This is a genomic window from Pseudoalteromonas espejiana DSM 9414, assembly GCF_002221525.1.
In the GTDB taxonomy this organism is placed as follows: domain Bacteria; phylum Pseudomonadota; class Gammaproteobacteria; order Enterobacterales; family Alteromonadaceae; genus Pseudoalteromonas; species Pseudoalteromonas espejiana.
Window position 1 is genome coordinate 3678056 of the sequence record NZ_CP011028.1, and the last position, 15358, is coordinate 3693413.

Sequence of the window (15358 nt, forward strand, 5' to 3'; positions counted from 1 at the left end):
TTCGATATTGAATTGACTGTGCTGAATAACTACCTAAGTAATTATTCTGTTGGTCACTCAGTTTCAATTGAGACTCTAAATTTATTTGCCTCACTACCGAAGTAGCTTGGCTGTTAGAACTCAATCTGTACGAGTGCCCACACAGATGATTGCTTTATATTGTTAAAGAACGTTGCGACGCTGTCGCTAGGGATGCGTATAATACACCCTTTATTTTTCGAGTCAACACTTAATTTTAAACTTTCTTTTCAGAAGATTAAAACCGAAGTTTTACTTAACTCTGTGAGTCGTTGCTGCCTTGCTATGCTTCGGCGTTTCCCGTCTCAGTGGGGCCGCATTATAGGGAGATTCGAGCGGGGGTCAATGTTTTATTTCAGCTTTTTGACAAATAAATGAATTTAGTATGAAACGCATACAAATATAGGGCTGCGGACTGATTTTAGATTAAAAAACGCGCATGTTAAGTCGCTATTTTACAGCTAGTATTTGCGCGTTAGAAAAAGCAGTACATTTAATAATCGCTGCACTGCTTTGTTGGTTTTAATTTGCTGCAATTTGCCATACAGCTATAGAACCTGAGATCTCATTACCTATTATAAGGAGTGGTTTGTTAGTAGCACTTTGCTCAGCCGGTACAAACACCATGCCTTCGGGTGCAAGGTCCCCGGTTATATCTGCTCCCTCTATTACACCTCGGTTATAAAAGTAATCTTCAAATTGTACATCGTAAGGGTTAGTAATATCGTAAACCATAATCCCACCCATACGCTCAAGACCTATAAAAGCAAAGGTGCGTTCGCCGATAGTACCTATTGTTAGCGCTTCTGGTTCTGCGCCTTTGTCGTCTGAGCGTGTGTCACCTTCGTTTTCATCTTCATTATTATTAAAGGCTTCGCCATGTACAGATGCAGTTATACGGCCTATATCGTCGCCTGAATCAAACACCACCAGCCCATTACTGTCCCAAATGGTAAACGACCGTGCACCGTAGGCATAAAGCGATTCGTACTGGCCATCGTGGTTAGCATCACCTTTTACTCTACTTACTTTTAAACGACCAATATCGTTATCGTCGTTATTTAAGTAATCAAAATTAGCAGCAAGGGTTAAATCTTCAACACGGCTTTCATCTATATATGCAAGGCAACCATCACCTTCATCGTAACCTAGACCACCTTTTGCTATGCAGTCTGCTTCGTCTGTTGTATCAAAGAAGTATTCACGTGCATCACCTTCATTTGCCGACACTATAAAGTTTGCGCCTTTCCAGCTAAAACTTGAGATAGTATCTGGCTGATACATTCCATATAAGCCAGAGTATGATTTAAAATTAACACCGCCGTCTTTATCTGATGCATCTATTTGTAAGTTAGACCAATCTTTAAACCCTAACCCTTTTAGTTCAAGAGAGTTATCTTCTAAATTAACGATGGCTAGTGCGTTATTTTCTTGAATTGATATATAGGCATATTTGTTATCTTTAGAAATGCTTATGTACTCAGGCTCTAGGTCCATGGCAACTGTTGTATTTATTTCATTGCCATTAATTGTTCGCCCTGTGGGGTTGGCAAAAACTAGCCCTTTCTCTTCAAGCTCGGTTTGTTGATTGTTATATGCAGTAAAATCAATATTGGTGGCCGTATCGGCAATTACGCCATTTTCAATATTAATAACACTAATAGAGCCCTCTGGGTCGATACTGTAATCGCCGTTAGGTTCGCCCTCATTGGCAACAACTACTTTTGCCCCATTATGACTAAAGGTCACCATGTCTGGTAAAAAGCCGGCCGTTACATTTTTAATAAACACCGGTGTATCGCCGCTAATATTGTAAAACGCTATTTGACCCGCTTCGCCCATGGTTTTAGCAGCCATTGCAACAGCCAGTAATTGGTTAGTTTCATCTATTGCTATGCTGTTTGCATCGCCTGGGGTGCTATCATTTAAGTTAAGGGTAATTGCTGATGCAAGGTTAGTTGCACTCACTATTCCTTCGTTATCTTGAACGAGTGAGGCAGTATCAAAGGTATCGGCGGGTATAATGTTCACTACTGCTTCACCACCAGAGCTATTAATAGCGTAAATCCATTTTTTAGATGCTTGATAAGCCACTATTTCAGCCGCGCCCTCAGGGCTTTGGGCATTAAGTACGACTCTACCGACCAAGCTTATATTTAACGCAGAATTTGCATTGGTGCCATTAGTACCATTTTGACCCGTTGCACCTTGTTCTCCTTGAATACCTTGCGTGCCGTCTTTGCCGTTATCTCCATCTAGTGAGCAACCCGTTAATATTGATATGAGTGAAAGTGCTATAAGTGACCTTTTTAACATTGTTATTTTCCTTAGTGTTGTATTGGCAAAAATAACAACACACCGGTATGACAAAGTTATGGCATTTTTATTTTGATTAGCTTTCGGCAATAAAAAAGCGAGTTATAAAACTCGCTTTAATTATTTAATGAGGAATGGTCATTCCTATTTTTTAACTGGGCGTTTCCAGCCGGTTAAATTACGCTGTTTAGAACGTGCTATTGCAAGCTGCTCATCTTCAACGGTACTGGTGATCACAGAGCCTGCGCCTACAGTTGCTGTTGCACCAATATTTACAGGAGCAACAAGTGATGAATTAGACCCAATAAAGGCGTTATCACCAATAATGGTTTTTGCTTTATTAACACCATCGTAGTTACAGGTAATAGTACCCGCACCAATATTCACTTTTTCACCGATTTCTGCATCGCCTAAGTAACTTAAGTGGTTTGCTTTAGAACCCTTACCTAAGCGGGTTTTTTTCATCTCTACAAAGTTACCAATGTGCGAGTCTTCTTCCATTACCGCACCTGGGCGTAGACGTGCATATGGCCCAAGCGTACATTTAGCCGCTACGCTTGCATCTTCAATTAGGGTATTCGCTTTTATTACAACGTTATCGCCAATAGTGCAGTTTTTAAGTACACAGTTAGGGCCAATTTGTACATTGTTACCAAGGGTTACATTGCCTTCAAAAATAACGTTGATATCAATTAACACGTCTTCGCCTGTTTTAACGTCGCCACGTACATCGATACGGGCTGGATCGGCGAGGGTGGCACCGTTTAACATTAACTCTTCTGCCTGCCATGCTTGATAAGCTCGTTCAAGGCCTGCAAGTTGTACGCGGTTATTTGCGCCTTCAACTTCCATTGCATGATCTGGCTGTGCTGAAGTAATTTCTACGCCTTCACTGTGAGCCATAGCAACGATATCGGTAAGGTAGTATTCACCTTGCGCATTATTATTAGATAAGTTGCCTAACCATGTTTTTAAAAGCTTGCCGTTAACCGCCATAATGCCGGTGTTTACTTCACTAATAAGTAACTGCTCGGCGCTTGCATCTTTTTGCTCAACAATACCAACAAGCTTGCCATTTTCACGCAGCATACGGCCGTAGCCATTTGGGTTAACTAAGTTAACGGTTAATACCGCTAAACCATTTTTAGGTGTTGCAGCTAATAAGCGCTCAAGCGTTGATTGCTTTGTAAGAGGTACATCGCCGTACAACACAAGTACGGTGTCGTCATCATTAATATGTGGGTTAGCTTGTGCTACTGCGTGGCCAGTACCAAGTTGATCTGCTTGCAGTACCCAGTTTACGTTGTTATCGGCAAGTTGTTGTTGTAATAGTTCGCCGCCGTGTCCGTAAACTAAATTAGTGGTGGTTGCACCAAGTGCCTTTGCGTTATCTATAACGTGCTGCACCATAGGTTTACCTGCCACTTTATGCAGTACTTTAGGTAGAGCAGAGCGCATACGAGTACCTTTACCCGCAGCAAGAATTACTGTTGTTAGAGCCATTAAAACAATTTCCTTTTTCCGTTGTTTTAGTTAACAAGTCTGTTTATACAGAAGATTGCGTAAGTCACGCCCTGTGCAAATACTCAGTAAACTAATTTGCTAGTACTGAATCTTGACTGAAAAACACACTTAATTTAATGGCGTTATTGTAACGGGAATTGAAAAAATATATAAGCGCGTTTAAAGCTGTTACACCTTTAAACCGCTTTTTTATTTTGCTTTACTTATAGAGAAATATTTTCGCCTCATTAAATCATGTACGACAAACTCTTGTTCTCTCCCATACGATTTGAACATACGATTATTATGCATATGCAAAAGTGAAGCTAAAAGTGAGTCTCTTCCACAATTGAGTTTATTTTCATTAATGAGATTAACTAAAGATTTAACTACTGGTTCAGCATTTTGCTGCCAGACATTAATTAGCTTAAAAATAAACGTTTGCGTTTCATCAAGCCCTTCATTATCAATATTATCTAGTTTATTGAAATCGTCATTTAATTGTTCTTGATACTCTCGAAAACGATTACCTAACTGCTTACGTAAAAGACTACTTTCATTAAACTCACTTCCAAAACCATCTCGTAAACGGCTAATGAGATTTAAACGTTCGTCACCTGTATAATTAAATAGATCTAGCAACTTATGTGTATAACTCAATGCTATTCGCCAACGTATATCTTCTCCGTATTTATCGATTAATAAACATGTGTTCGTAACCAACAAACTGTCATACATAAATAAAGATTCAACCAAGCCTATAGACTTAGGCCCACCATAGCGTTCAACTTCACGCTCATAGGTCATTAGATCTACTTTTTGTAACTCACCGCTTTCGATCATTGGATCAAGCAACTGGTTTAATAAAGGTAACAACTCACCACATAGTTTACTTGGCTCCCCTTGAAAGCGAACTCTAATATGCCAGTCAGGGTCTGCGTACCTAATAAAAAACCACTTATTAAAAAGGTTTTTGTTTGACTCAATGAGTGGAAGTAACTTCTCACACAAAAGTTGTTCAACTAAAGAGTTACCGCTATAAATTTTTAAACTCAGCCATTCAGAACCAGCACTAAACCTTCTTTTCATTGGCGCAGCTGATATATTTGCAAGAGGCTCCTCTACAAAGTGTTGATGTACTTTTGCTAACTTATTTCTAAAAGGCACTATTACTTCATTATTATAATGATGACCAAATTCATCTTTTACACGAGACGAAAAACTAGAAGATAAAACCTCCTTCAACTCAACCTTAGCTTGTCCTTTAGTCTCTGCTAATAAAATTTCAAACATGTCAGAATTTCGCAAATCCAATTGCAAAATATTATCAAACATTGCATAACAAACTTGCGGGTCTAATTGGAAGGTAGCTAAGAGAGTATTAAGCTTATCCCTATTAAGTCGGCCATCAACTAAGACTTCCTGTAAATATTTCCTATCAATGCGCCACGTTTTTTCACTAAGCACTAAATTATCTAACATTATTCGCGGCACAAAACTATCTCTAGTTGTACTTTGTGGCATAGAAAACTGAGGTACTCGCCCATCTTGATGTTGCAGCATACATAAAAATTTATATGCACTAAGGCTACGTGAAGAATAATTGTGTGCACATGATAAGCGCGGAACAACTTGTTTATTTAATCGCTTACTCCAGAGCTTAACCTGATGGCCTTCAACCCAAACATGTAAATCACTTAAATGAATTTGATATTCGTCATTTAGGCTACTGTCAGCCATAAATACAATCTCGTATTCACGCAAATGCGGACGAGCAATAACGTTACCTGGTCGCCCTTCTGGCATGTGTACAACTTCAGCAAAAATAACATTTGGAGAATGTGCCTGTTCTAGCTTTAACTCATCCCTCACTCTATTTTTTAAACTTTCATCTAAATGGCAAAATCGCCCCAATAAGTTTGCTGACGATGGCCCATAGCAACCATTAAACTTAATTATAGGATGGTGTTTATCATCTTCGTACAAACTTAGCATTGCAGCAAAAGAGCTGGGATAATATTTTAGTGCGTCAGTATTTGTCGCTTTAACTTTGAGCTCCTTGCTTTTTAAAACAATACAGTTTTTATTGCGATTTTTTGGTAAACTAATTTCTTCTTCAATAATTGCATCAATTAGACTCACACCTGCCGAAGTATTAACAATACCGCCTGCCCGAGAAAGGGGTAAGCCAGCAATCAGCGGTGCTTCATAGCCTGTTTCATTTGAAATACCAATCCCTGTTTCATCATCTAAAATCACATCAAGTGCAACAAATTGCCCTTCAAAACGAGCATTAAATTGGTTAATAAACGGGGATAAAGGGTTGCTTCTTTCGTTTAAGCTCAACCCAGACAGTAACTCAAGCTGCTTTTGCAAGCGATTAATCTCTATTTCATTTAGATAACACGTACTGTAATTACGATATATATCAGCTTGAAATAGCTTATTTTCTTGTGCTTTTATCGGCAATTTATCTAAATGCGTAAGTAATTGTTTATATGGTGCAATGCTTCCTAAGTTACCTTCATCTAAATGTTCTATTTTTACCAAAGCTGTAGCAAGGTGGTCTGCGTAAGTGTTTTCGTTAAGATTTTGAATAGACTTTAATAAAGCATAATCTGGAGAATCTCCAGTTAATGGCAATGGTATATCAGCTATTAATATGCCTTCATCTATTAAATCTTGAATATATGATTCTACCTCTTCTTTATTGGCATCTACATATTGCTCACAAAAAGCCTTACATAAGTTATTAAAACTAGCCCCGGTACTTGATAAGTTTAAAGCAAATTTAAAATATTCGTCACTTTCAATAGCACTCAGTCGATATTGCATACTATTATCTAAGAGGTAACTTTCTATATACCGGCATTGATCCGCAATAAAATAATGTGAGGGGTTTGGCTTATATACAAGTGAATTTGAGCGAGGAATATTTTTAATAAAGTAATCTTTTAGTGCGTTTAAATAAAACATGTCTAAACGCGTTTTACGGCTATCTTTTTTATAATCCCCACAGATTAAATCTGTAACCGAAGTAATATCGCCTTTATTTACACCAGAAAACAAACCAAATGGCGTTGGCCTTGAACACATTCTGACCATATATTTTATTAAAGCGTGTGTAATCTTTTTCCCTTGCTTGGTGTTTGGCTTTTCACGCCATTGGCTTATGCGCTCTAATAAAGAAGGGCTTGCAAGATAAAGCGCCTCTTGAACACCGTACATACTTAACCAGCTTTCTAGTATTTTGTTAGTATTAACATTATTAAACTGTAGAAGTTGTTCGTTACTTAACCGTGGTGTACGTATAACAAAAAATGGAGCATTTTTTATTTTATTTGTCATTCCAATTTCCTTTTGTATTTTAATCAATTAGCAAACTATCGGCCCAACCAAACTCACCATTTAAAAGACTCATAATTACTAACCCAGTACCTGAATACCCCATTAAGAGATTGAAATCCTCTTTATAACCGCCCTCACCACCTTTATAGCTGTAAAAGCTGCTAATTCCATTATCTGCGTATTGCTCTAAAGCAAAGTTTAGCCAATAGTTAATGGCAGCTTGTAAATCTGGATGTGGTGATAGTTTATTTAACAAGCTAAATATCATTATTAACCCAAAGTAACCGTGGCAACCCCCCGCATCCTTGACGTAGCCAGAAATCTCATCACGCTTGGCTGCGTGACAAGCGATAACTAAAGCTCTTTCAACATAGTGAGGTATATTTAAAACGACCCCTACGCGCATAAGAGTCAAAGCAATTGTTAAGTCACCATAACACCAGCCCAAACGGGAATCGCCCCTATCGCCAGCACAACTGCCAAAACAAGCGTTACTACATAAATTACAGTTTTGATTAGTCAATAGCCAATCACAACTGCCTAACAATAACTTACGCGCTCTTGCCTCTAGTTTGGGTATATGTAGGACAGGAATTAAAACAGCAATAATACCTGGCACACCATCGGCTAAGCCTAAATTATACTCAGGTAAGTTTTCATCATTTTGATTAAACCTATAAGCCGACTTATAGGGTTGAGACCAAGTAAAGTTTTCATTATCTAAGTAAGTGGCTGTTTGCTCAAAAGATCTAACGATAATACTATAAAGACTTGTTTGATCGTTAAAACGAGCACGTCTTGCTGTATAAGGTGTGTAACCTGCTAGACCTAGTATTGTTTCAATCTCACCAAGCCAAACATCATTCTGAGACAAACTATTAGCAAATAGAATATCCATACTTTCAAGAAGCTCGCTATCATAATCAGCTTGATTTGATTGATTTAAAAATTCCAACAACCATGCCTGCCCAGCTAATCCCGAACTAAACTCCAAGGAGTGCTGAGCTAACTGAACCTGTAAAAGCTCCATCTTTTCATTAAAGAATGAATCAACAACACAAATATCCTCAAATTTCTCTGCATTGTATAAAAACAAGATGTAACCAGCCAGACCATTTAATAACCCATTACCACTATCTTTTTTTATTATCTCTTCTGATATTTTTTGAGTTATTTCTTTGAGAATCACCTTCATCATATCTCTATGTGCACTGCCAACCAACCCATTGATTATCATTAAATTCCTTCCTGTCAACGTCTGTAAGAAATCAAACAACCATATTTTCATATTAACATTAAAGGCACAAATGTTAATGTTTTACATTGCATATTTAACTTGGTGTGGTGTAATAACATACTACTGTGTTACTAAGCTATAAACTAGAAATGAAATTAAATAAAAAGAATATTAAAAGCTTATCATCAGGCATGCAGCTTGTACCAAATGAACTTACACCATTAATCGTCGGAGGAGCGATGAAAGAAGGCCGCCATAGGTCGCTGAATGAAACATATAATTTACAAGTAAACTTAAGTTATCAAAAAACTTTATGGGTAGAGGGATAAAAGAACTAGAGTGGTTTAATTACAAACCGGAACATACTCAATCATTGTCAGCCTAGATTGAACATCACTTTTTGCCGATAAACGAGAGCGGGTATAGTCTCTATGTAAAAAAGCCTAAGCACAAAAATATTTTATATTACTTACTAAAACAGAGTTTACCTTTAAGTATTGCTTTGAGTAACATTGAGTTTTATGCGGTTTAGTGAAGATCCACTTTCAAAATATAGTACCTAAGTTAGTGCATTACCAACCAACTTTTTATTATCAGTAACTTCTGTGTTAGATTACAGAAGCAATTGGTTATTCACCGCTGTATCTAATTTTTGTAAAGATAAATACATTCAAAACCTATCGCTAACCATTTTAAAAATTATCAAAAATAGGTGATTCTTTATTTACCTTATGCTAATGACCTCTTTTTAAAAAACGTTATAGTCCAAAACAAGAGTAACTTATTCCCATAATAACAATCCATTTAACATAAGTGCGTTCAGAATAGATATTGTTTAGTAAAAATTAAAGCCTTTCAAATAAGCTTATAAGGGTATCAACTAAAGATGACCCTATGGATATGCCTAATATAGCGGCTAAAATGAAACCCACAATCAAACATCCCACTTTAAAATAATTTGTATTTTTTTCAATTGTTTCTTCAGATTCCATGATTTTCCATATTTTAGGTTGTTATTTTTAGGCAACTTAATCCTTTGCCGTCCGATTATTACAAAAAGATTTTGGTTAAAGCCGCAGTATTAACTAATAGCTACACATAAACGCCCCTAATACTACCAGTTACAGCACCAATGAACCCAACAACCTTAGTGCACCACCTATAGCTGGCAGAGGTAGGAAACTATACCTTTATTAACACCTTGAATTTTTTGGTACTTACTTTTTATGTTTGATGTTTTTAAAAAGGTTTGATTATAAGCTCACTTTTCTACAAAAAAATGGGCTTATAATCAGTTAACATCAGAAACTTTTCAAAGTTTGCTGATGCTAACTATATTTAGTGGCTTAACGTAATTGAAGATAAAGTTCGATACCAATACCTACAGCCAAACCTGCTGGACCACCGAAGCGCGCACCAACTGAAATAAACCGTAAAGCTGCTGTTGCCGTACGCGAGTATTTAGATGCCCCACCGGCTACTTCATTAAAGTCTTCCTTTATTAATTCATACATTTTTACTATCCTTTCTATTAAAGTCGCTTCATTAAAGAAACTAAACGATTAGTTGCGAATGAGCCGGCCCCAATACCACCAATTGCTGCACCAACGAACCCAGCCACTTTTAATGCACCACCTACAGCTGGTGGAATTAAGAAAACCACTCCGCCATTGGCATGTTGAATTTCTTGTACGTTTAATTCTCGCATATAATCACATCCTCTATATTTTATATAAATCAAATTGTTATAATCTTATTTCTTAAATAATTAACTTGTTATTAGTTAATCAGATCGTATTTAAAGTTTATTAAAGCTAAATACTTTACCAATGCATTACCTAAAATGGTGATGTACCAATAACGATCATAGGTGGCATGCGAATACAGCCCTGGCCATTTTCGTCCATTTTTACGCCACCAAAAATTTTATCTACTTTTTCTGTTCAACCATCTTTACTACTATCACTTAATAATAAATGGAGGAAAATTAATAAGTGGAGGAATACAACCATTACCATTTTCATCCATACGTACACCACCTGAAATAGCAGATATTGTTTCTTTATTTCTTAACTGAATCATTTTTAGCCTTAGATTGTTTATTAAAATAAATTTTTACTTATACTTCGGGCCACTACACCCCGAGTTTAAAGAGCCTTACATCCACTCTTCAGGTGGGAATGGGCGTGGATCGTTACCATCTTCTGGGATAGCCATAGTAATCGGATCATCTGGACCACCTGTTTCTTTTAGGGCGAGGGTTACATAGAAGTCGCTTTTACCGCCTACAACTTGCTCATTTTGTTTTTTTTCTAATGAAAATGGGTGCACTTTCTCTTCCTTATTTACTTTCTCGTTAATGGCTTTATTGCCGTGTTTATTACGTGATACTCCGCCAAGAACCCACGTAATGTTAAAACTTACCTTTGCCTATAAAGTTTTTACTTACATCCACTCTTCAGGTGGAAATGGACGGGGGTCGTTACCATCCTCTGGGATTGCCATAGTGATCGGATCAAATGGGCCACCGGTCTCTTTTAAAGCGAGGGTTACATTGAAGTCACCTTTACCGCCAACAACTTGCTCATTTTGTGTTTTTTCTAATGAAAATGGATGCATTTTCTTTTCCTTATATACTTTCTCGTTAATGGCATTATTGCCGTGTTTATTACGTGATACTCCGCCAAGAATTCACGTAACGTTAAAGCTTACTTTTATCTATAGAGTTTTTACTTACATCCACTCTTCAGGTGGAAATGGGCGTGGATCGTTACCATCTTCTGGAATAGCCATAGTGATAGGACCATCTGGACCACCAGTCTCTTTTAAAGCGAGGGTTACATTGAAGTCACCTTTACCGCCGACAACTTGCTCATTTTGTGTTTTTTTTAATGAAAATGGATGCATTTTCTTTTCCTTATTTACTCTCTCGTTAATGGCATTATTGCCGTGTTTATTACGTGACACTCCGCCAAGAATTCACGTAACAGTAAAAACTAATATTTCTGTTTAACCTACTTAAAAATTAAGGGAAAAATTTTCGGATAGCTTGCAAGCTATCTACCCAATTACCATTTTCGTCCCAACCCAATCCACCATTAACGGCTTCCATTTCAACAATACCTAACTCTTTCATATATATTCTCCGCTTTATTAATTACTAATGCTCTAACATGTAATCAACAATATAATCGGACATTGAAATGCCTGATTGTTTTTCAAAACCAATAAACATGGGAGAAGGGTTTGCTTCTAAAAAATAATACTCGCCGCTTTCGTTCCTACGCCAATCTATAGCAGTCCAATTAAGGTATAACTCCTCAGCAATCTGTTTTGCTTGGCTCTTTATTAACTCAGGAGTATCAATCACTACCAGTTTTGCATCATCATCTACTCTAAAATCAGCCAACTCACTTTTTAGCTCTATTGATATAACACGCTCACCTACTACATAGGTTCGTATATTAGTGCCGGCAATAAACTCTTGTACTGTAATGGGAGATTTAGCCAACGCCGCTTCAACTCTTCCAGCCTCAAAGTGAGACTCTGTTAAAATTTCAGTATGCGCGCCACCAAAAACAGGTTTAAAAATACTTTGATCTAAATTTTTATATGCAAGCTTTATATCTTCTATGTTGTTACCAACATAGGTTTGAGGAATTTTAACGCCCAAATTTTTTATTTTTTGTAACTGATACGGTTTTTCTTGATGATGCTGAAAAGCCTCCCAGCCATTAACCCACTTAGTGCCATTTTTTAAGTAAAACCAAGTTCTTAAGCAGGCCATGCTATCCTTTGCAGAAATACCCTGCTCAGTCATAAAAGTGGCTCGAGTCTCTTCATCGGACACGCCCGAGAAGCTACGCCAAAACACGGCTTTAATATCACTTAAATTGATAAGCGTGCCACAACTTAAAGTTAAACTACCATCGCCATCATTAGGTGAAAAACTAAACTTTACTTTGCGAGGAAAGTCATGCGTCTGTAGCAAATATGCGTCTACATTTCTCGCTTTTAATTTATTAAGTATTTTTAAGGCATGCTCATCATGTAACTGCCCAATAACAATATAAGCCATTTACTAAACCCTATTAATAAAGTGTGTAATAATCTAAATTACTTATGTCGCTTTCCGCGATATTGAATATTTGACAGCTATTACTCATAACACCGTCTGAATCTAAATAACTGTCAATACAGTCGGCTGCAATTTGCTTATCTAAAAAACGTTCTAGTTCGTATTCTGATTGGAAGTACTTAGCCATTTTTATTGTTCCTATTTTGTTATTAGTGGCTGTAACAACTACGCTTTCAAATATGCATATAAAATCAGCCAATTACTGGTTTATAATTCAAACTCATGTCGCTCTATGTTTTCGACGGGATTAATAATGAGCGTTTTTTATAAATTTAGCAAAAGTCAGATAGACAATTAAAATAAATAAAAATCAACAGCTTAATTAAAAATATTATCCTTTTGTAAGTTCATTTTATGACCTACATATGAAATAACCATTTTGATAAGAGCTGTATATTATTTAATTAGCTGATAAATTAAGCAGGGCCTTTTCAACTATCGGAAGTCCAGAGTAGCAATGTTTAAAGTTCAGGAAATGGCTGTTCATGAATTAAGTAAACGCTTTTTATAGGTATAAGGAAAATTCGTAAAAGGGTTTTATCGAAAACTTAATTAGCAAATTCAATAGGCATTCTCATGAAAACTATTATTTAAAGTCTTGAATAGTAATTAGCAGTAAAATCACAAATTGAATCAAGCTTAGAATAAAAACCGCAATATCAATAAAGTGCTAAAAGACCTGCTAAAGGGAAAGGTTTTGAATTATTCTGTCATTTTAAGTTATTTAGTAAGGAGTGACTGAAGAGAGATTTAATATATCACCATAAAAAGGATCTATTTTATAAATAAATCAACAATCCCTGGCTCAAAATATAAATGTATGCCCGCTTACCAACGGAAAACCGAAGTAACCAATATGATAACTATAGAAGAGTATGGCCTAATAAATTATTACCCCGATAGAAAGCGATAGTAACCTGTTAATGAAAGCCCCTAAACAATTTAAAGCAAATAGATAAGCAATAGTAAGCGCCGGCAATAAGCTCAGCTATTTGGCTTGAGAGTCTATTAGCAATCAGAGTTTAATACTTGGAATTTATACAGCGCTATTACTTGTTAACAGTCTCTCAATAGAAGAGTCTAAGCTCAATCGAACCACTGTATAAAAAGCTTTGATTGTAGCCAAAGCTTGGATATCACACTACCTAAACAAGGTTAAATATTAGGAACCATTACCATACCAGGGCTTAGGTGATATAACACCAATAAAAAACTCAACAGCTAGTCGTCGTTAAAAATGGGGGTCACCTGCCCTTTGTTTGTATATTAAAACTCGCAGTTTTTGAGGGCAAAAAAAAAGGAGCATACCTGCTCCTTATTCATCTTATTTCTCGCAATAAATTAATATTACTTCTCCGCCAAGAGAGCTCATACTATCGATTAAAACCTTTATTATCTGGATGCATCGGAGCTTCTTCATCAACAGCTAATTTTTAAATTTCAAAGAAATATAAATATTTGCTATGAACTCCTTACTAAGATTAGTAATAAGTTTTTAGAATATAATAATAGGTTCACAAACTGTTATTGCAGGTTTCCTTAGTTCAATTTCATCATCCGCAACAGCTTGTATCTTGTGCTGGTCTAGCTTTTTCATATGCACTTCCTTTTATTAATAAAGCTCTAACTTGTTACTTACAAACAAAGCCACCATTACTTACTGATTGAACATTTCCTTCTCCACAAACCTCCGTTGCAATAATGGCATTGGTTTTCACGCTTCCACCACTTACAAACCCCAATAATGTAATTTCTTTCATTTTCTTTCCTTTTTATTAATTCAATTTCTATTTCTTACTTACAAACAAAACCATCGTTACTTACCGACTTAACACCATCTTTGCATATCTCCATTGCAATAGCTGCATTAGTTTTCACACTTCCACCACATACAGACGCTAATAATGTAATCTCTTTCATTTCTTTTCCTTATATTTAATTAAAATATCTTTTTAGTTTAAGCTTGTGAAAAAGCCGTATACTACACCAGCTAAAAAAATTGCCGTAACGGGGTCTATCCCGCCATTTACTTCTTGGATGTCTACTCTTTTTAACTCTTGCATAACTGTTTCCTTATTATTTTATGAGTGATGCTAACCATTGACCAACTGCAACACCTGCATCCCAAGCAGCTTCTAATACATTTACGCCACCATTAACATCTTGTACCTGATTTTCATTTAACTCTTTCATTTTATTTCCCTTATTATTTATAAACTTGTGAAAAATCCGTAGACAACACCAGCCAGAAAAACTGCGGTTACTGGATCTATACCGCCATTGACTTCTTGAATTTCTACTCTTTTTAACTCTTGCATAACTGTTTCCTTATTATTTTATGAGTGATGCTAACCATTGACCAACTGCAACACCTGCATCCCAAGCAGCTTCTAATACATTTACGCCACCATTAACATCTTGTACCTGGTTTTCATTTAACTCTTTCATTTCTTTTCCTTATATTTAATTAAAATATCTTTTTAGTTTAAGCTTGTGAAAAAACCGTAAACTACACCAGCTAAAAAAATTGCCGTAACGGGGTCTATTCCGCCATTGACTTCTTGGATGTCTACTCTTTTTAACTCTTGCATATATGTTTCCTTTTTATTAGTTTTAGTTGCTATGATTCTTAAATATAAGTGAGACTTTACACAGACCACTTCACTTACTTTCAACTCTAACTTTAGAGTTATTAAGGCAATATTTTGCACTTGTCTCCTGGTAATGGGAAAACCCCTTCAAAAAGGCCAATAAAGCGACCGCCGTTTACACTTTTCATTTCATTTAGGTTTAACTCA

General features: G+C 36.4%; 16 protein-coding genes. 1 reads left to right on the plus strand and 15 read right to left on the minus strand.

The features are described from left to right. Nucleotides 1-540 precede the first annotated feature (540 nt). The 4 genes from PESP_RS16710 to PESP_RS16725 form a co-directional block, all read right to left on the minus strand. The gene (locus tag PESP_RS16710) at nucleotides 541-2334 is read right to left on the minus strand and encodes a choice-of-anchor I family protein (protein ID WP_089349029.1); all 1794 of its coding nucleotides are present in this window, start codon (nucleotides 2332-2334) and stop codon (nucleotides 541-543) included. Nucleotides 2335-2478: 144 nt separating this feature from the next. Next, a complete protein-coding gene (gene glmU / locus PESP_RS16715) occupies nucleotides 2479-3837 on the minus strand; it encodes a bifunctional UDP-N-acetylglucosamine diphosphorylase/glucosamine-1-phosphate N-acetyltransferase GlmU (protein WP_089349030.1) in 1359 nt (452 codons plus the stop codon). Between the two features lie 210 nt (nucleotides 3838-4047). Continuing rightward, nucleotides 4048-7185: a lantibiotic dehydratase gene (locus PESP_RS16720; protein ID WP_089349031.1), complete on the minus strand. Its 3138-nt coding sequence runs from the start codon at nucleotides 7183-7185 to the stop codon at nucleotides 4048-4050. A gap of 19 nt (nucleotides 7186-7204) precedes the next feature. Next, entirely contained in the window at nucleotides 7205-8422 is a 1218-nt protein-coding gene (locus PESP_RS16725; RefSeq protein WP_089349032.1) for a lanthionine synthetase LanC family protein, read from the minus strand. A gap of 149 nt (nucleotides 8423-8571) precedes the next feature. Here PESP_RS16725 and PESP_RS16730 point away from each other — a divergent pair, with 149 nt between their 5' ends. After that, nucleotides 8572-8751, plus strand: coding sequence for a hypothetical protein (locus tag PESP_RS16730; RefSeq protein WP_089349033.1), 180 nt, complete (start codon nucleotides 8572-8574; stop codon nucleotides 8749-8751). 516 nt (nucleotides 8752-9267) lie between these two features. On the opposite strand, the gene PESP_RS20485 is transcribed toward PESP_RS16730, so the two are convergent. The 11 genes from PESP_RS20485 to PESP_RS20520 form a co-directional block, all read right to left on the minus strand. After that, nucleotides 9268-9414, minus strand: coding sequence for a hypothetical protein (locus tag PESP_RS20485; RefSeq protein ID WP_164504432.1), 147 nt, complete (start codon nucleotides 9412-9414; stop codon nucleotides 9268-9270). A 354-nt stretch (nucleotides 9415-9768) separates the two neighbouring features. Beyond that, the gene (locus tag PESP_RS20490) at nucleotides 9769-9936 is read right to left on the minus strand and encodes a hypothetical protein (protein WP_164504433.1); all 168 of its coding nucleotides are present in this window, start codon (nucleotides 9934-9936) and stop codon (nucleotides 9769-9771) included. A gap of 17 nt (nucleotides 9937-9953) precedes the next feature. Further along, nucleotides 9954-10130 carry a hypothetical protein gene (locus PESP_RS20495; RefSeq protein ID WP_164504434.1) on the minus strand — a complete coding sequence of 59 codons (177 nt, stop codon included), beginning with the start codon at nucleotides 10128-10130 and terminating at the stop codon, nucleotides 9954-9956. A gap of 449 nt (nucleotides 10131-10579) precedes the next feature. Continuing rightward, nucleotides 10580-10753 (minus strand): hypothetical protein, encoded by a 174-nt coding sequence (locus tag PESP_RS20500; RefSeq protein WP_164504435.1) that lies wholly within the window; start codon nucleotides 10751-10753, stop codon nucleotides 10580-10582. 114 nt (nucleotides 10754-10867) lie between these two features. Next, the gene (locus PESP_RS20505) at nucleotides 10868-11041 is read right to left on the minus strand and encodes a hypothetical protein (RefSeq protein ID WP_164504436.1); all 174 of its coding nucleotides are present in this window, start codon (nucleotides 11039-11041) and stop codon (nucleotides 10868-10870) included. A 114-nt stretch (nucleotides 11042-11155) separates the two neighbouring features. Continuing rightward, nucleotides 11156-11329, minus strand: a complete 174-nt coding sequence (locus PESP_RS20510) for a hypothetical protein (protein WP_164504437.1) — start codon at nucleotides 11327-11329, stop codon at nucleotides 11156-11158. Nucleotides 11330-11582: 253 nt separating this feature from the next. Next, on the minus strand, nucleotides 11583-12500 hold the full coding sequence (locus PESP_RS16735; protein ID WP_089349034.1) for an ATP-grasp domain-containing protein: 918 nt from the start codon (nucleotides 12498-12500) through the stop codon (nucleotides 11583-11585). Between the two features lie 13 nt (nucleotides 12501-12513). Continuing rightward, nucleotides 12514-12687, minus strand: a complete 174-nt coding sequence (locus PESP_RS20515) for a hypothetical protein (protein WP_164504438.1) — start codon at nucleotides 12685-12687, stop codon at nucleotides 12514-12516. Nucleotides 12688-14191: 1504 nt separating this feature from the next. Continuing rightward, nucleotides 14192-14320 (minus strand): hypothetical protein, encoded by a 129-nt coding sequence (locus PESP_RS20705; protein ID WP_281255071.1) that lies wholly within the window; start codon nucleotides 14318-14320, stop codon nucleotides 14192-14194. Between the two features lie 34 nt (nucleotides 14321-14354). Then, the gene (locus PESP_RS20710; RefSeq protein WP_281255072.1) at nucleotides 14355-14480 is read right to left on the minus strand and encodes a hypothetical protein; all 126 of its coding nucleotides are present in this window, start codon (nucleotides 14478-14480) and stop codon (nucleotides 14355-14357) included. 560 nt (nucleotides 14481-15040) lie between these two features. After that, nucleotides 15041-15271, minus strand: a complete 231-nt coding sequence (locus PESP_RS20520; RefSeq protein WP_164504439.1) for a hypothetical protein — start codon at nucleotides 15269-15271, stop codon at nucleotides 15041-15043. Nucleotides 15272-15358 lie beyond the last annotated feature (87 nt).